We start from the raw sequence: 16856 nt of genomic DNA, 5'->3' as shown, positions 1-16856 counted from the left end.
GTGCGGGGTTCGCCGCACCCGTTAACCCCTTGAGGCAGCCATGGCAACCTTGCATCCGAGGTCAAACTGTCGCTGAAAGTTCCGCCGGGAAGCCTGGACCTCCCGGCAAGTTCAAAAGCTTATTCCGCCGCCACGCCCATGCGCATGCGTTCCATCTCGATCAGCGCGCGGCGATACTCGACGGGCATGATCTTGCGGAATTTCGGCCGGAAGGTCGTCCAGTCGTCGAGGATCTCGCGGCCGCGCACCGAACCGGTGAAATGGACGTGGTTCGAGATCAGCTGGTAGAGCCGCTCCTCGTCATGGCTGGTCATGTCGCCGGAGACGTCGACGCGACCCTTGTGGTCGAGGTCGCCGCCATGATGCAGCAGCCTTTCCATCAGATCGTCCTCTTCCGGAACCGGCTCCAGCTCGACCATCGCCATGTTGCAGCGCGCGGCGAAATCGCCGGCTTCGTCCAGCACATAGGCGACGCCGCCCGACATGCCGGCGGCGAAGTTGCGGCCGGTCTGGCCGATGACGACGACGATGCCGCCGGTCATGTACTCGCAGCCATGATCGCCGACGCCTTCGACGACGGCGGCCACACCCGAATTGCGAACGGCGAAGCGTTCGCCGGCGACACCGGCGAAATAGGCCTCACCCTCGGTGGCGCCATAGAGCACCGTATTGCCGACGATGATCGATTCCGCCGCGACGATCTTGGACTCTTCCGGCGGCCGGATGACGATGCGGCCACCCGACAGACCCTTGCCGACATAGTCGTTGGCGGCGCCGACGAGATCGAACGAGATGCCGCGCGCCAGGAAGGCGCCGAAGGACTGGCCGGCGGTGCCGGTCAGCTTCACCTGGATCGTGTCCTCGCGCAGGCCCTTGTGCCTGAAGCGCTTGGCGACTTCGCCCGACAGCATGGCGCCGGTCGAACGGTCGACATTGCGGATGTCGACCTCGATCTTGACCGGCTGCTTGGCCTCGAGCGCCGGCTTTGCCAGTTCGATCAGCTTGCGGTCGAGCACATCGTCGATCGGGTGCTTCTGCCGCTCGGTCCAGTGGATGGCTTCATGCGGCGCGTCCGGCTTGAAGAACATCTTGCCGAAATCGAGCCCGCGCGCCTTCCAGTGCTGGATCATCTCGCGCTTTTCCAGAAGGTCGCTGTCGCCGACGATCTGGTCGATATGGGTGTAGCCCATTTCGGCCAGCAGCCCCCTCACCTCTTCCGCAACGTAGAAGAAGAAGTTGATGACATGCTCGGGCGTGCCCTTGAAGCGCTTGCGCAGCACCGGGTCCTGCGTCGCGACGCCGACCGGGCAGGTGTTGAGATGGCACTTGCGCATCATGATGCAGCCGGCCGCGATCAGCGGCGCGGTCGAGAAGCCGAACTCGTCGGCGCCGAGCAGCGCGCCGATGATGACGTCACGCCCGGTGCGCAGGCCGCCATCGACCTGCAGCGCAACGCGCGAACGCAGGCCGTTGAGCACCAGCGTCTGGTGCGTCTCGGCAAGGCCCATTTCCCACGGGCTGCCGGCATGCTTGAGCGAGGTCAGCGGCGACGCGCCGGTGCCGCCATCATAGCCCGAGATGGTGATGTGGTCGGCGCGCGCCTTGGCGACGCCGGCCGCAACAGTGCCGACACCGACTTCCGACACCAGCTTGACCGACACGTCGGCCGCCGGATTGACGTTCTTCAGATCGTAGATCAGCTGCGCCAGATCCTCGATCGAATAGATGTCGTGATGCGGCGGCGGCGAGATCAGGCCGACGCCGGGCGTCGAATGCCGGACCTTGGCGATGGTCGCGTCGACCTTGTGGCCGGGCAACTGACCACCCTCGCCGGGCTTGGCGCCCTGCGCGACCTTGATCTGCATGACATCGGAATTGACGAGATATTCGGCGGTGACGCCGAACCGGCCCGAGGCGACCTGCTTGATCGCCGAGCGTTCGGGGTTCTTCCCGCCGCCGGGCAGCGGCAGATAACGGTCGGCTTCTTCGCCGCCCTCGCCGGTGTTCGACTTGCCGCCGATCTGGTTCATGGCGCGCGCCAGCGTGGTGTGCGCTTCGCGCGAGATCGAGCCGAACGACATCGCCCCGGTCGAGAAGCGCTTGACGATGTCGGCGGCCGACATCACGTCCTCTATCGCGACCTTCTTGCGGCCGGTCTCTTCGGCGAACTTGATCCTGAACAGGCCGCGAATGGTCTGGGCGCGGGCCGTCTCGCCGTCGATCTGCGCCGAGTATTCCTTGAACGTCTCCCACGACCCCTGGCGCACGGCGTGCTGCAAGGTGGCGACCGCGTCGGGCGACCACATATGGGCTTCGCCGCGCATGCGGTACATGTACTCGCCGCCGACCTCGAGGCTGTTGCGCAGCACCGGATCGTTGCCGAAACCGTCGGTGTGGCGGCTGAGCGTCTCGGCCGCGACCTCGTCCAGACCCACACCTTCGATCAGCGTCGCGGTGCCGGTAAAGTACTTCTCGACGAAATCCGTCTTCAGCCCGATGGCGTCGAAGATCTGCGCGCCGCAATAGGACTGGTAGGTCGAGATGCCCATCTTGGACATCACCTTGAGGATGCCCTTGCCGATCGACTTGATATAGCGCGAGACGACTTCGTAGGCGTCGACCTCGGCCGGCAGTTCGCCGCGCTTGTGCATGTCGAGCAACGTGTCGAAGGCGAGGTACGGGTTGATCGCCTCAGCGCCGTAGCCGGCGAGGCAGCAGAAATGATGCACTTCGCGCGGCTCGCCGGATTCCACGACCAGGCCGACCGCGGTGCGCAGGCCCTTGCGGATCAGATGGTGGTGCACCGCCGCCGTCGCCAGCAGCGCCGGGATGGCGATCCGGTCCGGCCCGACCTGGCGGTCGGACAGGATGATGATGTTGTAGCCGCCGGCGACAGCTGCTTCCGCCCGCTCGCACAGACGCTCGACGGCGCCCTGCATGCCGGCGGCGCCCTCGCTCGACCCGTAGGTGATGTCGATCGTCTTGGTGTCGAAACGGTCTTCGGTGTGACCAATCGAGCGGATCTTTTCCAGATCGCCATTGGTCAGGATCGGCTGGCGCACTTCGAGCCGCTTGCGGCGCGAATTGCCGACCAGGTCGAAGATGTTCGGCCGCGGCCCGATGAACGACACCAGGCTCATCACCAGCTCCTCGCGGATCGGGTCGATCGGCGGGTTGGTGACCTGGGCGAAGTTCTGCTTGAAATAGGTGTAGAGCAGCTTCGACTTGTCCGACATCGCCGAGATCGGCGTGTCGGTACCCATCGAACCCACGGCCTCCTGGCCGGTGGTCGCCATCGGCGACATCAACAGCTTGGTGTCTTCCTGGCTGTAGCCGAACGCCTGCTGGCGATCGAGCAGGCTGACATCCTTGCGCAGTTCGCGCGGCTCGACCGGCTTCAGATCCTCGAGGATCAGCTGCGTGTTGTTGAGCCAGGTCTTGTAGGGATGCCTGGTCGCGATCTCCGACTTGATCTCCTCATCGGAGATGATGCGACCCTTGGCGAGGTCGATCAGAAGCATGCGGCCGGGCTGCAGCCGCCACTTCTTGACGATCTTCTCCTCCGGCACCGGCAGCACGCCGGCTTCGGACGCCATGATGACGCGGTCGTCGTCGGTGACGATGTAGCGCGCCGGGCGCAGGCCGTTGCGGTCGAGCGTGGCGCCGATCTGGCGGCCGTCGGTGAAGGCGACCGCGGCCGGCCCGTCCCACGGCTCCATCAGGGCTGCATGGTATTCATAGAAGGCCTTGCGGTCGGCATCCATCAGCTTGTTGCCGGCCCAGGCTTCCGGGATCAGCATCATCATGGCGTGGCTGAGGCTGTAACCGCCCTGGAACAGGAATTCGAGCGCATTGTCGAAGCACGCCGTGTCGGACTGGCCGTCATAGGAGATCGGCCACAGCTTCGAGATGTTGTTGCCGAACAGTTCGGAATCGACCGAGGCCTGGCGCGCCGCCATCCAGTTGTTGTTGCCGCGCACCGTGTTGATCTCGCCATTATGGGCGACCATGCGGTAGGGATGCGCCAGCTTCCACGACGGGAAAGTGTTGGTGGAAAAACGCTGGTGGACGAGGATCAGCGCGGTCTCGAAACGCGGATCCGACAAATCCTTGTAGTAGGCGCCGACCTGGTAGGCCAGGAACATGCCCTTGTAGACGATGGTGCGCGCCGACAGCGACACGCAGTACGCGCCGATATCCCTGTTGTTGTTCTCTGCATAGATGCGACCGGAAATGACCTTGCGCAGCAGGTACAGCCTGGCCTCATACTCCTCGTCGTCGGAAATATCAGCGGTGCGACCGATGAAGACCTGGCGATGGAACGGTTCGGAGGCCGCGATATCGGGCGCCTTCGACAGCGATGAATTGTCGACCGGCACGTCGCGGAACCCGAGCAGCGGCAGCCCTTCCGACTGCGCCGATTCGGCGATGACGTCTTCGATATGGGCACGCAGTGCCGCGTCCTGCGGCATGAACCAGTGGCCGACGCCGTATTGGCCCGTCGGCGGCAGTTCGACGCCCTGCGCCGCCATCTCCTCGCGGAAGAAACGGTCCGGAATCTGCACCAGAACGCCGGCGCCGTCGCCCATCAGCGGATCGGCGCCGACGGCGCCGCGATGCGTCAGGTTTTCGAGCACGAACAGCCCGTCCTTGACGATCTGGTGCGACTTGACGTTCTTCATGTTGACGATGAAGCCGACGCCGCAGGCGTCATGCTCGTTGCGCGGATCATAGAGACCCTGCGCGGCCATACCGTTGGTGGCTAGGCCATTGGTGGTTCGCCCGGTATTGGTCAGAACGGTATTTTTAACGGCTGCCGCTTTCGTCTGCGCGGCCTGGCCGATAATCGCAGATGGCGTCAGTTCCGTCATCGTCCTGTCCTCCGTTCCGGCCCCTTGCACGTCTAGCGTTTGGGGCGCTGGTCTACCTTGGGAAGCGACTGGCTTCCGCTCTCATTCTTGCGGCACGTCTTGCGAAATCCTTGGCGAACCGAGCGGTGCGCCGCCGGTTCGTATCCGGTATCGTACAGGCCACAGCCGAGCCGTCTACCCGTCGCTCGCGGCAACGGCCGGAGTGGCCCAAATGATACGCCAATCCAGCCTGACTTGTGCGACAAAATAAGACAGCACTGCTGTCCTAAATTTTTATGGCAGAAATCCTGAGCACACACAAGACCGATTCACAAAAATCTTGGGCATTTCGCGACAGAAAATTGCGCGACGCGCAGTCGAAACGAAAACTTCGGTCCCCGCACGCCTTCGTGATCAGCCTCTGGCTTTACCGCTTTTCCAGCCCTTGGCCCTTGCGCGTCAAACCCCGAAGCGGCCATGGTCGCGCTCTTTTTCGCAATCAGCCATGGACTTTTTGAATGTTCTTTGCATCCGACAACTGGGCGGGCGTCCATCCCGGCATTGCCGCCGGCCTGTCAGCCAATGCCGGCGGCTTTTCGACCGCCTATGGCGATGGCGATCTCGATCGCGCCGTCTACCAGCGTTTCAGCGAGATTTTCGAGCGCGAAGTCGCGGTGTTCTTCGTTGCCACCGGCACAGCCGCCAACTCGCTGGCGCTGGCCGCCTACAACAAACCCGGCAGCATTTCCTTTGCCCACCGCGAATCGCACATCATCGAGGACGAATGCGGCGCGCCGGAATATCTCGGCGGCGGCTCGCGCCTGCATGCGATCGACGGTGCACTGGGTAAGATCGATCCGCACAATCTTGAGCGCACCATCGCCCGTTTCGCGCCCGAGATCGTCCACTGGGGACGGCCGACAGCCGTCTCGATCACCCAGTCGACCGAGGTCGGCACGATCTATGGGCTCAATGATATCTCCGCGATTTCGGATATCGCCCAGCGCTATTCCCTGCCGCTGCATATGGACGGCGCGCGTTTTGCCAACGCGTTGGTCGCGCTTGAGACGACGCCTGCTGAAATGACCTGGAAGCGCGGCGTCGATATCGTCTCCTTCGGCGGCACCAAGAATGGCTGCTGGTGCGCCGAAGCCATTGTGCTGTTCGATCTCGACCGCGCCAAGGAGCTGTCTTTCCTGCGCAAGCGGGCCGCGCAGCTGTTTTCCAAGTCGCGCTTCATATCAGCCCAGTTCGACGCCTATTTTAGAGATGGGCTGTGGTTGGACACGGCCCGCCACGCCAACGCCATGGCCGCGCGCCTGGCCGCGGCAATCGAGGATTCGGCAACGGCGAAGCTCGCCTGGCTGCCGCAGGCCAATGAGGTGTTTGCGGTGATGCGGAAGGATCAAGCTGAAAAGTTGCAGTCGGCGGGCGCCGCCTTCTACGACTGGCACAAGCCGCACAGCTTCGATGGCCATGTCGGCGAAGACGAGTTGCTCTATCGCTTCGTCACCAGCTTTGCCACGACGTCGGATGAAGTCGACCGCTTCGGCCAGTTGATCGCCTGAGCGCCCAAGGGATCGAGCGTAAAGAGATGACCAAGCCACCCCTCGGCTCGACCATGCAGCTGCTTCGCCCGGCGCCAAACGTGCTGGGCTTCTACGATGGCCGCATCGACGGCGTTCGCGCCTGGTCGGACGAGCCGAACTGGCTGGACGACGGCGCCTATGCCCTCGGCATCTGCACCTATGCCGTTGTCGATGGGCCGCAGGCGCTTGTCTACGACACGCATATTTCGCTGCCCCATGCGCGCTTTGTCCGGCAGACGTTAGAAGCCATGGGGGTAAGCTCGATCCGGGTCGTGCTCAGCCACTGGCATGACGATCATATTGCCGGCAATGAAGTGTTTCAGGACTGCGAGATCATCGCCAACACGCTCACCGCCGCGGCGCTGGCGAACAACCGGGCCGAGATCGAAGGCGGTGTTCCGCCGATCAAGCCGCTCGTGCTGCCGAACAGGACCTTCGCAGGCAGTCTTGACCTCACCGTCGGATCGATTGCCGTCGAGCTGCGCCAGGTCGAAATCCACAGCCATGACGGCACGGTGCTGTTCATGCCTGGGAACGGCCTGCTCCTGGCGGGCGACACGCTCGAGGATCCGATCAGCTATGTCAGCGAGGCAGATCGGCTGGCTGAACATCTGGTCGATCTCGAACGCATGGCCGGCTGGCCGATAGACCGCATCCTGCCCAATCACGGTTCGCTCGAAGCGATCGAACGAGGCGGCTATGACAAAGGCCTCATCGCCGCCACGCAAGCCTATGTCCAGAAACTGCTCCGTTGCCGGCATGAGCCCGATCTGGCGAAGCAGGATCTGAAAACCTTTGGCGCCGACATGTTCGCCACCGGTGCGGTCGAGTACTTCGCGCTATACGAGCCCGTTCACCGGCAGAACGTCGAGGCCGTTCTCGCGACCGGCGCCAGCCGCTAGGCGAGGAATGGCCGCAGCAGAAGCTCCAGCCCAAGCAGGATCAGGAAGATCAGGAACCAGCGTCGGAAGGTCGCCGGGCTGATCCGCTGCCGCAGCAATTGTCCCAGCCACATGCCGAGCAGCGCTGGCAGGACCGCCAGCGACGACATGGCGATGTGCTCGACCTGGAACGCGCCATGCGAAGCAAGGCCGGCGGCAAGCGCGATGGTCGACACCGTGAAGGACAGGCCGAGCGCCTGGATCAGGTCGTCGCGGCTCAACCCCAGTGCCTGGATGTAAGGCACGGCAGGGACGACGAACACACCGGTGCCGCCGGTGACGAGGCCGGTGAGAAAACCGACGACAGGTGACGACCAGCGCTCGGCTGACGCGGGAACCGTCAATTGCCGCGCCAGCAGCGTGTAGACGGCATAGATGATCAGCGCAGCACCAAGGCCGGCGGTCGTCCATTTGACGTTGTCGCTGGCCAAGAGCCATGAGCCGGCCAGCGTGCCGGCGACGATGCCGACCATCATCAGCCACAGCTGCTTGAGGATCGAGGCAAAGCTCGGTCCGGCGAACAGCTGCCAGATATTGGTGACGAAGGACGGCACGATCAGCAGCGAAGCCGCCGCGACCGGCGGCATGATGGTGCCGAGCAGCCCCATCGCCAGTGTCGGAAGGCCCATGCCGGTAACACCCTTGACGAGGCCGGCAAGCAGGAAGGTGACGGCAATGGTGGCTGCCAACGCCAGCGAGAAATCAGACATCGCCCTTCATGGGAAGGCGGCGCCCCTACCAAAAGAGCCAGAGCCCATGGTTCTGGGTGACAGAGGCGTCGGCGCAACAAAAAAGCGGCGCCTTGCGGCGCCGCTTTCGTCTCGGGAGGAGACGCTTCTATCTCTGGGCGTTACCACGTCCCTTGGGCGATATCACGCCGCCGTCTTGATTACGCGGCGTTCTTGGCCTCGATCTGCTTGGCCTTCTCGGAGCTCGCGGTAATCGCGATCTTGCGCGGCTTCAGCTCCTCCGGGATGTTGCGCGTGAGATCGACGAAGAGCAGGCCATTCTTCAGCGTGGCGCCGACGACCTCGACATGGTCGGCGAGCTGGAAGCGACGCTCGAAGGAGCGCGAGGCAATGCCGCGATAGAGCAGCTCGGAGCCTTCGCCATTACCCTCTTCCTTGCGCTCACCCTTGACGGTCAGCACGTTGCGGTGGGCTTCGATCGAGATCTCTTCGTCCGAGAAGCCGGCAACCGCCATCGAGATGCGATAGGCGTTCTCGCCGGTGCGCTCGATGTTGTAGGGCGGATAGGTCTGCGCGCTCTCAGGCTGGGCCAGCGAGTCGAGCATGGCAAACAGGCGGTCGAAACCGACGGTCGAGCGATAGAGCGGGGAAAAATCAACGTGACGCATGAGGTGTTCTCCTGTTGAGCAACATGGTTTGCGTGTGGTCGGTGCGAAACCCTGAAAAAGGCGTTTCGGGTGGACCAGCAGCCCCGACATCGGCGGCTGCATCAGACATTTGGGGAGCGCAAAAGCGCATTTCAAGGATTTTTGAACAGCTGTGAATTGAGGCGTCGATGAACGGCAGATGAACCGCCGCTTCGGCGCCCGTTCAGCCGGCCGGCGTTAGAGTGCAGTCAGGATCAAGAACCAGGCGGCGCCGGATGAAGGTGCCGCGACGAAGCCGAACCGGGTGTAACGTCCCTTCCTCCCGGATCGACAGAGGCCGGAAGCACGCCGCAGGCTGCTTCCGGCCTTACTCGTTCTTCGTCCGCCCCCTTGGCGCCCCTCCCTTTGCTTTTCATCCATTGGCGTCTATCACCATGCCGACGCCCTGCCGGGCGAAACACCACCAAACGCAAGCACCGAATGACGGACCTCTTCCACCCCACGCCAGGCAACCCGCCGCCGCAAAATGTCGCCGGCGGGTTCTTCACCACGCGCGACGGTAAAAAGATCCGCTACGGCCTGTTTGCCGCGGTCACCCGGCCGCTGAAGGGCACGGTCGTCCTGCTGCCCGGCCGCAATGAGTGCATCGAGAAATATTTCGAGACCATCCGCAACCTGACAGATCGCGGCCTCGGCGTCGCCACGCTCGACTGGCGCGGCCAGGGCGGTTCGGACCGGCTGCTCCGTGACCGGCAACGCGGCTATGTCCGCTCCTTCTACGACTACACCGGCGACCTCGAGCAGTTCTTCGAGGATATCGTGCTGCCCGACTGCCGCGGCCCGTACTACATCCTCGCCCATTCGGCCGGAGCCGTGATTGCGCTGCTGGCCGCGCCGTCGATGGTCAACCGGGTGCGCCGCATGGTCCTGATTGCGCCTTTTCTGACGGTGCCCGATTTTCCGCTGTCTGCAAAAACGGTGCGCCGCGTCTGCTCTGTATTATGCTTTCTCGGCCTCGGCCGGCTCTATGCCGCCTGGGGCCCGCGTCCGCGGCAAACCCTGCCCTTTGCCCTCAACAAGGTGACTTCGGACCCTGAGCGTTATCAGCGCAACACGCAGATTTATGAAGCATGGCCGCAACTGGCGCTCGGCGGCCCGACCATCCGCTGGCTGCAGGCCGCCATCAAGGCAGGTGAGGTCATCACCGAGCCGGATTTCATGGCCAGGATCCAGGTGCCGCTGCTGGTGATCGCCGCCGGCGCCGATCAGGTCGTCTCGACCAAGGCAGTGGAAGCCTACACCAGGCGTCTGCGCGTCGGCTCGCTGCTGATGATCGATGGCGCCAAGCACGAGATCCTGCAGGAGGCCGATGTCTATCGCGAGCAGTTGCTCGCCGCCTTCGACGCCTTCATTCCCGGCAACGACGACCCCACCGCCTGATGTCGGCAGCGCCGCTGGTTGCGGCGCGCCTTGAGCTTGCGCCTGCTGACAGCCTTCTGTCAGGAGGACCGCCCGGCAGCGCCGGCCGCACGCAAAGAGCTAAAGATTCTGACAGCCGGTGCTGCCCCCGGAATGCTCATCTCCACGTCGAACTGAACGCCAAGGAGATGACATCATGACCGAGAAAACCTGCGCTGCCTGCGATTGCCGGCTGGACGCCAACCCGATCCGCGTCAAGGTCGGCGGCAAGACCGTCGAGGTCTGCTGCGAGGAATGCGCGATTGCGCTGAACGAAGCCGGCGCCTCAGTGGCCGGCGCCTCAGTGGTCGGCAACGGGGAGGCCTGAGCGATGCGCCCCGATCATGCAACGGTGGTGCACCTGGCACAGGCACCCACAACCCAATCCGCGACCTTCTGGCGGTCCTTGCGGACACACTGCATCGCGGCGGCCAACTGGATCGGCCGCCAACTGGAAAGGCGTCGGAGTCGCCTCGCACTGCTCGAAATGACCGACGAACAGCTCAAGGACATCGGCCTGTCGCGCGGTGAAGCCCACGGCGAATACATGCGCCATCTGTGGGATTGAGCCATGGCCGTTGCGACGGCGCTGACAGGTGAAGTCTCCTGACAGGTTTGGGCAGGCCGATCGCCTAAAGTGCCGGGATAGCTTCCGGCGCAAAGGGAATGCACGGCCATGTCTCAATTCACGTTACAGACGCTCCTCGACACCGGCACCGTCAGGGTAAGGGACGTTGTCTGCAGCGGCGAATGCCGGCACAGAAGCGAAGAAGAATGCACCGCCGCCACGCATCTGGTGTTTCCCTACCGCGGTGTCTTCGTGCGCCATGTCGGCCGCAACGATGCGGTCGCCGAAGCCAACCAGTTGCTGTTCTTCAATGAGGCGGAACCCTACCGGATCAGCCACCCCGTCGAGGGTGGCGATTCCTGCCTCGATCTCGTCATCGAGGAGGCGCAGCTGCAGGAACTGACGCCGAAGGACCAGTTGCGCTCGGGCAGCGCGTTGGCGTTTCGCCGCCAGCGCCGCCGCATCGACCCGCGGGCTCAGGCGCTGGTGGCGGTGCTGCGCCACAGCCTGAGCCGCAACATTGCCGAAACGCTGGAGGCCGAAACCTTGGCGTTGACGCTGGTGCGGCGCTCCCTCGGTGAACGCACCTCGCACGCCGCCGGTGCCAGCGCCGGCCGGCAGAAGCTGGTCGATCGCGCCAAGCTTGTCCTGTCCTCGGACCTGTCGCGGCGCTGGACGCTGGCCGAGATTGCCGCCGAAGTCGGGGTGTCACCGGTCTATCTGACGCAAGTGTTCCAGCAGGTCGAGGCGATGCCGCTCTACCGCTATCACCTGCGCCTGCGCCTGGCGCGCGCGCTCGACCTGCTTGGCCGCTACGACAATCTGACGACGCTTGGGCTGGACCTCGGCTTCTCCAGCCACAGCCATTTCAGCGCGGCGTTCAGGCAGGTCTACGGGCGAACGCCGGCGGAGTTCCAGCGTTCGATCAAGCCGCGTTGACAGGGACAGAATATCAGCCGCGCAGCGCCGCCATCGCCGCCGCGTGAAGCTCCGGCGTCACCGCCGCAAGTATGTCGCCGCCCTTCTCCGCCGGACCGCCTTCGAAAGTGGTGACGACGCCGCCGGCCTTTTCGATGATCGGGATCAGCGCCACGATGTCATAGGGCTTCAATCCGGGATCGGCGACGATGTCGACGCTGCCCGACGCGATCATGGCAAAGGCGTAGCAATCGGCGCCGTAGCGAACGAGCTGGACTTGCTTTTCGAATTTGTCGAAGCGCGTGCGCGCCTCGCCCTTGAACAGCGCCGGCGTGGTGGTGAACAAGGTCGCCTCGTCGAGCTTCGTCGTCTTGCGGGTCGACAGCTTCCGCGGACCGCCCGGGCCCTCATAGTGGGAACCGGAGGCGTTGGCATAGAACAGCTCGCCGGTGAAGGGTTGCGCCATCATGCCGGCGACAGCGTCGCCGTCGACCGTCAGCCCGACCAATGTTCCCCACACCGGCAGGCCGGAGATGAAGGCGCGGGTGCCGTCGATGGGATCGATCACCCAGACATGCCTGGAGGAAATGTTTTCGCTGCCGTGCTCTTCACCCAGGATGCCGTGATCGGGAAACTCGGCCGATATCAGCGCCCGGATGGCGCGTTCCGCCTCGCGGTCGGCTTCCGTGACCGGATCGAAGCTGCCCTTCTCCTTGTTGGCCACCGCGCCCTGTGCGCGGAAGCGCGGCAAGGTTTCAGCCGCCGCCGCTTGCGCGATCCGGCGCATGAAATCGATGCTGATGTCCACCTGATTCTCCCGCATTGCAGAGTGCCTGATCCGGTCTGGCGGCACTTTTGCGCCAAAACAAGCCGGTTTATCGATTTATCACTGAGATAATTGTTGCCAAAATGTCACATCGGCGCCACACAAACGCAATTTCCACATCAGAGTGAATTAAAAAAGCGTGGAATCGATTGACATTTGTGCATCGCACAATAACTTTGTACTCGGACAGGTTTTCCTGTCCATGCCCTCCTTGGGCGTTTCCTCCCTAGACTTCGACCGTGTCGTGCAAACGATGCGGTCTTTTTTTACGCCGCCGCATGGCTGGCGCGGGATCCCGTGAACAGCCGCCGTTCCGGCGTCATTCGGCAGCCAGCGGCAGGTCGATGAAATGGTGGTCGGGCATCGCCATCAGGTCGGCCGAAAAGCGCGCCATGTCGTCGGCCAGCGCATCGAAACCAGCCGATTTCTGGAACGTCCGCTCATTCATGTAGAGCCCGCGATTGACCTCGATCTGCAGCGCATGCAGATGGCGCGCCGGCCGGCCGTAATGCTCGGTGATGAAGCCGCCCGCATAGGGCTTGTTGTGAGCGACGGTATAGCCCATGCCGGTGAGCAGGCCTATCGCCGTCTCGGTCAACGCAGCCGTGGCCGAGATGCCGAAACGGTCGCCGACGATGAAGTCCGGCCGCAGGCCGCTGTCGCCCACCCTGATGCTCGCCGGCATCGAATGGCAGTCGATCAGCACGGCATAGCCAAACCTCGCATGGGTTCGGGTCAAAAGCCGCTTCAGCGTCTCGTGATAGGGTTTGTAGACGGCCTCGATGCGCTGCACGGCCTCCGCCAGCGGCAGCCGCCCGGAATAAATGTCGAGCCCCTCGCCCACCAGCTTGGGCACGGTGCCGAGCCCGCCGGCCACGCGCGCCGAGCGGATGTTGCAGAAGGACGGCACCGGCTCGGCGAACATGCGCGGGTCGAGTTCCCAGGGTTCGCGATTGACGTCGAGATAGGCGCGCGGAAAATTCGCTGCCAGCATCGGCGCGCCGAGCGCCACTGCACCGCCGAACAACTCATCGACATAGCAGTCCTCGGAACGCCGGATGGCGTTGCGGTCGAGCCTGGCCATGGCCAGGAAGCGGTCGGGATAATAGCGGCCGCTATGCGGCGAGTTGAAGACGAAGGGAACGCGCTGCTCGGCGCCCGATCGGATTTCGAAGGGTGGAACGACCGAAAAATCCTCGGCTGCCGTCGTCAATTTGAACGAACCCGGAAACAGCAATGCATCATGATGGGAAACTGCCACCTCATCAGCCGCATGTCCAGCATTTCGGCGTGCCAGAAACCCCGTCAAATCAGGATTAATGCTGCTAGCGTTCACTTGATGTTTACCGTCACCTCCTCATATACAGGATGGTTAACGGGCTTGCCGGACGGCAGGCTTGGGTGGGGTGATTCGGACGGGATATGATGGCACGCATTCTGCTGGCGGAAGACGACGACGATATGCGCCGGTTCCTGGTCAAGGCGCTGGAGCGGGCGGGCTACCAGGTCAGCGATTTCGACAATGGTGCCAGCGCCTATGAGCGGCTGCGCGAAGAACCCTTCTCCTTGCTGCTGACCGACATTGTCATGCCGGAGATGGACGGCATCGAGCTCGCCCGCCGCGCCACCGAGATCGATCCCGACCTCAAGGTGATGTTCATCACCGGTTTCGCGGCTGTCGCGCTCAACCCCGATTCCAAGGCGCCGAAAGATGCCAAGGTGCTGTCGAAGCCCTTCCATCTGCGCGATCTCGTCAATGAGGTCGAAAAAATGCTGCAGGCCGCCTGAAGCACGCCCAGTACGATTCCGCCGCTCGTCTGGCGGCGCGACAAAACGAGCCGTTCTTTCCCTTTTCCGGCTATTGACGCGCTGGATCAAAAATGGTGTATGCGCGGCTTCGGATGGGCGTGTAGCTCAGCGGGAGAGCACTGCATTGACATTGCAGGGGTCACAGGTTCAATCCCTGTCACGCCCACCATCCTTTCAATAACTTAGCTGAGCGCTTGTGCTGGTAGGCACAGAAACGCAGGCTCACTCCGCTCATATCGGACAGAACGACCCCGCGCCTTCAGCAACATTTTCTATCTTCTGATTTGCTAGACCAGGCGGGAAGGTGCTTTCGACGGAGAAGCCAAGTTTCATGCACGCCGATACGCACTGCGCAACGTAGGGATCCACGCGCTCACGGACTGGAAGAAATGCCGGTACCGTGTGTCCGCAATGTGCCTTCGACCCATCCGCGCGAACAAGGTCGAACGTCTGGATACTTTCTCCCCCGCAACCTGTTAGGGCGATCATAAAGAAAATAACGCACGTTTGTCCTGCCGCCTTCATTCTAGACCTCGCAAAGATCGCGCCGAACCGGACTTTTTCAACGCCTCAATCTATGCTGTAATTTCTCTCAGATAGGACAGTTGGAGGGAGGACATTGAGACTTATCTTGATAACTGCGATTGCAGGCGTTTGCTTCATATCTTCTGCTGCTTCAGCCGGTGAGGGAGAGAAAAAGAACATTGAGCACTTGGCTCGGATGCCGGACGCCCAGCTGAAGATAGCTGCCACCATGGCCGGTAACGTCAATGGGGTTATGCAAAGGTGCCGGAAGTTAAGGCCTGGCGAAGATGCAAGAACCTTCATCGCTGTTCCAGTGCTGCTATACGACGGCGTTGACAAGCATCTGACGTCCAACCCATCCAAATTCAAATGGGCGATACGCATCTACGAGAACTCATTTGTCCAAGCCGCAAACCGGCGAGATAGCTGCCAGGCCGAGAAGGCAAAGTATCCCGGACTGTACAAGTAGCTTGGGCACTTTCTGACATCAGACCTCGGCGGCATTCTTTGGAAGTCGGCATGGTGATGCCCGTACACTTTTGCATCGTCCCCGCCATTCGCCGCCCCGCAGGGGCCACGCGCCTGTCTTGACAACCGGGCTGATTTCACCCGGAGGTCGCCGGATGCATTATCTCAATGCTCACAAGCTCATGACCAACCTGCCGGTCGTCCAGGCCTATTTCGCCAAGCGTGGCGAACCGCGTGCCGATTTGCGCATCTTCATGCAGGACGAGCACAATCTGGTGCTCCCCGGCGGGCGCGACATTCCCCGCTCATCGCCCCGGGGCGTCGTCCCATCGATGTTCGGCGGCGACGAAAAATACCTGGTGCGCATTGCCAGGGAAAAGCAGTTCCGCGCCGCCGATATCGTGCTGGAATACAATGTGCCGAACATCGTCAACATCAGATCCAGCGGGAAATTCTCGCGCGATCTGTGCGACCGCATCGTCTACTGCCCAGCCATCCCGTTTCCGTATTCAAATGCCGGCGGCCGGCAGATCGACGTTCTGACCAACATCATCAACACCCGCGAGCCGAGGCGGGCAGCCGTGATCGAGAAGCTCGAGGGATTTCCGGGCTACCGGAACGCGCAAGGCATTTACGACCTGCCTGGGCTGCAGTCGCTGTACCGGAGCGCGAAGATCGTCGTGAACCCGCACCAGACCTGGCACCATCATTCGATCGAAGAGTTCAGGGTGCTGCCGGCGCTGTCGCAAGGCTGCCTCGTCATCAGCGAGGAGGTGCCGCTGCGAACGCACATCCCCTACCATGAGCATGTGATCTGGTGCCGTTATGAAGACATCCCGGGCGTCGTCGCCGCCACGCTTGCCGATTATGACGCCATCGTCGACAGGCTGCACGGTCCCGCGCTGCAGGCGTTGCTGGCGTCGATGGTGACCGAATTCGAACGGTCGATGGATGCGGTGTTGGCAGCCGACGCCGTCCGGTCTTCTCGGGTTTCGAGATTTCTTTCAGCCATTCGGCGCACTCTGACCCGGGCATGATCCCGAAAAGTGGAACCCGGTTTTCGAAAAAGATCATGCTCAAACAAAGAGATAGAGTGGTTCGGCGTTTTCCTGAAACGATGAACCGCTCTAGGGAAAACCGGGAAACGTCCCGGCGCGAAACCGGGACGATTCAGGCTCGTGGATCATTGCGGCCGCGGATCGGGCCTGTCGGGCTTGTCATGAGGGGCGTTGCGGCCTTCACGGCACGGGGTTCCGATGCCGCAGCATTTGCCGTTATAGGTGACACCAGGCTTGGTCTTCTCGCATTCCCTCGGCGGTGCCGTCTGACACCCCGCCAGCACCGAAACGGCGATGGCGGCGAGAAGGACGTTTCTTGAAGTGATAGACATGGACGTTCTCTTTGATGGACCGTGTTTGCTACACAGCGCTTGGTCGCGGGCGGCACCGAAATGGTTCACGAGCAAACTGAATTGCCGGCAAAGCCTTCCCGGCGCAGGCGGCTGAGCGGGCACGACAAGGCCTGGGACAAATTTTCAGTCGTGACGCCCGGGCGCGATGGCTTTAAGG

15 protein-coding genes and 1 tRNA gene are annotated in these 16856 nt (G+C 62.6%); 10 read left to right on the top strand and 6 right to left on the bottom strand.

Annotation, left to right across the window (positions count from 1 at the left end; translation table 11 throughout):
• Positions 1-119: 119 nt before the first annotated feature.
• Positions 120-4871, bottom strand: a complete 4752-nt coding sequence (gene gltB, locus AC1DZ8_RS10375; protein ID WP_477400847.1) for a glutamate synthase large subunit — start codon at positions 4869-4871, stop codon at positions 120-122.
• Positions 4872-5368: 497 nt separating this feature from the next.
• Between gltB and AC1DZ8_RS10370 the strand changes: the two genes are divergently transcribed.
• Together AC1DZ8_RS10370 and AC1DZ8_RS10365 are read left to right on the top strand one after the other, a co-directional pair.
• A complete protein-coding gene (locus tag AC1DZ8_RS10370) occupies positions 5369-6418 on the top strand; it encodes a threonine aldolase family protein (protein WP_477303721.1) in 1050 nt (349 codons plus the stop codon).
• Between the two features lie 26 nt (positions 6419-6444).
• Positions 6445-7341 carry an MBL fold metallo-hydrolase gene (locus AC1DZ8_RS10365; protein ID WP_477303723.1) on the top strand — a complete coding sequence of 299 codons (897 nt, stop codon included), beginning with the start codon at positions 6445-6447 and terminating at the stop codon, positions 7339-7341.
• Here the strand turns inward: AC1DZ8_RS10365 and AC1DZ8_RS10360 are convergent.
• Together AC1DZ8_RS10360 and AC1DZ8_RS10355 are read right to left on the bottom strand one after the other, a co-directional pair.
• On the bottom strand, positions 7338-8090 hold the full coding sequence (locus tag AC1DZ8_RS10360; RefSeq protein WP_477303725.1) for a sulfite exporter TauE/SafE family protein: 753 nt from the start codon (positions 8088-8090) through the stop codon (positions 7338-7340). The two genes, AC1DZ8_RS10365 and AC1DZ8_RS10360, sit on opposite strands and share 4 nt — an antisense overlap.
• A 179-nt stretch (positions 8091-8269) precedes the next feature.
• Positions 8270-8737: an Hsp20 family protein gene (locus tag AC1DZ8_RS10355; RefSeq protein WP_477303727.1), complete on the bottom strand. Its 468-nt coding sequence runs from the start codon at positions 8735-8737 to the stop codon at positions 8270-8272.
• Between the two features lie 459 nt (positions 8738-9196).
• Here AC1DZ8_RS10355 and AC1DZ8_RS10350 point away from each other — a divergent pair, with 459 nt between their 5' ends.
• The 4 genes from AC1DZ8_RS10350 (at position 9197) to AC1DZ8_RS10335 (ending at position 11681) form a co-directional block, all read left to right on the top strand.
• Positions 9197-10156 carry an alpha/beta fold hydrolase gene (locus AC1DZ8_RS10350; protein ID WP_477303729.1) on the top strand — a complete coding sequence of 320 codons (960 nt, stop codon included), beginning with the start codon at positions 9197-9199 and terminating at the stop codon, positions 10154-10156.
• A 175-nt stretch (positions 10157-10331) separates the two neighbouring features.
• Positions 10332-10502, top strand: a complete 171-nt coding sequence (locus AC1DZ8_RS10345; RefSeq protein WP_477303731.1) for a hypothetical protein — start codon at positions 10332-10334, stop codon at positions 10500-10502.
• Positions 10503-10505: 3 nt separating this feature from the next.
• Entirely contained in the window at positions 10506-10742 is a 237-nt protein-coding gene (locus tag AC1DZ8_RS10340; RefSeq protein WP_477303733.1) for a DUF1127 domain-containing protein, read from the top strand.
• A 108-nt stretch (positions 10743-10850) separates the two neighbouring features.
• On the top strand, positions 10851-11681 hold the full coding sequence (locus AC1DZ8_RS10335; RefSeq protein WP_477303735.1) for a helix-turn-helix transcriptional regulator: 831 nt from the start codon (positions 10851-10853) through the stop codon (positions 11679-11681).
• A gap of 13 nt (positions 11682-11694) precedes the next feature.
• On the opposite strand, the gene hisN is transcribed toward AC1DZ8_RS10335, so the two are convergent.
• Entirely contained in the window at positions 11695-12468 is a 774-nt protein-coding gene (gene hisN / locus AC1DZ8_RS10330; RefSeq protein WP_477303737.1) for a histidinol-phosphatase, read from the bottom strand.
• A gap of 337 nt (positions 12469-12805) precedes the next feature.
• Positions 12806-13747 (bottom strand): N-formylglutamate amidohydrolase, encoded by a 942-nt coding sequence (locus AC1DZ8_RS10325; protein WP_477286170.1) that lies wholly within the window; start codon positions 13745-13747, stop codon positions 12806-12808.
• Positions 13748-13911: 164 nt separating this feature from the next.
• On the opposite strand from AC1DZ8_RS10325, the gene cpdR reads away from it, so the two are divergent.
• The 4 genes from cpdR (at position 13912) to AC1DZ8_RS10305 (ending at position 16325) form a co-directional block, all read left to right on the top strand.
• Positions 13912-14274, top strand: a complete 363-nt coding sequence (gene cpdR / locus AC1DZ8_RS10320; protein ID WP_006199474.1) for a cell cycle two-component system response regulator CpdR — start codon at positions 13912-13914, stop codon at positions 14272-14274.
• 115 nt (positions 14275-14389) lie between these two features.
• Positions 14390-14464, top strand: a tRNA-Val gene (locus AC1DZ8_RS10315).
• Positions 14465-14914: 450 nt separating this feature from the next.
• The gene (locus AC1DZ8_RS10310) at positions 14915-15289 is read left to right on the top strand and encodes a hypothetical protein (protein WP_477303739.1); all 375 of its coding nucleotides are present in this window, start codon (positions 14915-14917) and stop codon (positions 15287-15289) included.
• Positions 15290-15443: 154 nt separating this feature from the next.
• On the top strand, positions 15444-16325 hold the full coding sequence (locus AC1DZ8_RS10305) for a hypothetical protein (RefSeq protein WP_477303741.1): 882 nt from the start codon (positions 15444-15446) through the stop codon (positions 16323-16325).
• 146 nt (positions 16326-16471) lie between these two features.
• Here the strand turns inward: AC1DZ8_RS10305 and AC1DZ8_RS10300 are convergent, their stop codons facing one another.
• Positions 16472-16678, bottom strand: a complete 207-nt coding sequence (locus AC1DZ8_RS10300) for a hypothetical protein (protein ID WP_477303743.1) — start codon at positions 16676-16678, stop codon at positions 16472-16474.
• Positions 16679-16856 lie beyond the last annotated feature (178 nt).

It is taken from the genome of Mesorhizobium sp. P2_F7, assembly GCF_056403695.1.
Note: the sequence above shows the minus strand (reverse complement) of the source record. Positions and strands in the feature narration are given on the sequence as shown.

Bases quoted from the DNA above. Each gene is read 5' to 3' on its own strand.
- AC1DZ8_RS10370 (WP_477303721.1), top strand. From the start codon at position 5,369: ATGTTCTTTGCATCCGACAACTGGGCGGGCGTCCATCCCGGCATTGCC.
- gltB (WP_477400847.1), bottom strand. From the start codon at position 4,871: ATGACGGAACTGACGCCATCTGCGATTATCGGCCAGGCCGCGCAGACG.
- AC1DZ8_RS10340 (WP_477303733.1), top strand. From the start codon at position 10,506: ATGCGCCCCGATCATGCAACGGTGGTGCACCTGGCACAGGCACCCACA.
- AC1DZ8_RS10355 (WP_477303727.1), bottom strand. From the start codon at position 8,737: ATGCGTCACGTTGATTTTTCCCCGCTCTATCGCTCGACCGTCGGTTTC.
- AC1DZ8_RS10365 (WP_477303723.1), top strand. From the start codon at position 6,445: ATGACCAAGCCACCCCTCGGCTCGACCATGCAGCTGCTTCGCCCGGCG.
- AC1DZ8_RS10300 (WP_477303743.1), bottom strand. From the start codon at position 16,678: ATGTCTATCACTTCAAGAAACGTCCTTCTCGCCGCCATCGCCGTTTCG.
- AC1DZ8_RS10350 (WP_477303729.1), top strand. From the start codon at position 9,197: ATGACGGACCTCTTCCACCCCACGCCAGGCAACCCGCCGCCGCAAAAT.
- AC1DZ8_RS10305 (WP_477303741.1), top strand. From the start codon at position 15,444: ATGCATTATCTCAATGCTCACAAGCTCATGACCAACCTGCCGGTCGTC.
- cpdR (WP_006199474.1), top strand. From the start codon at position 13,912: ATGGCACGCATTCTGCTGGCGGAAGACGACGACGATATGCGCCGGTTC.
- AC1DZ8_RS10360 (WP_477303725.1), bottom strand. From the start codon at position 8,090: ATGTCTGATTTCTCGCTGGCGTTGGCAGCCACCATTGCCGTCACCTTC.
- AC1DZ8_RS10345 (WP_477303731.1), top strand. From the start codon at position 10,332: ATGACCGAGAAAACCTGCGCTGCCTGCGATTGCCGGCTGGACGCCAAC.
- AC1DZ8_RS10335 (WP_477303735.1), top strand. From the start codon at position 10,851: ATGTCTCAATTCACGTTACAGACGCTCCTCGACACCGGCACCGTCAGG.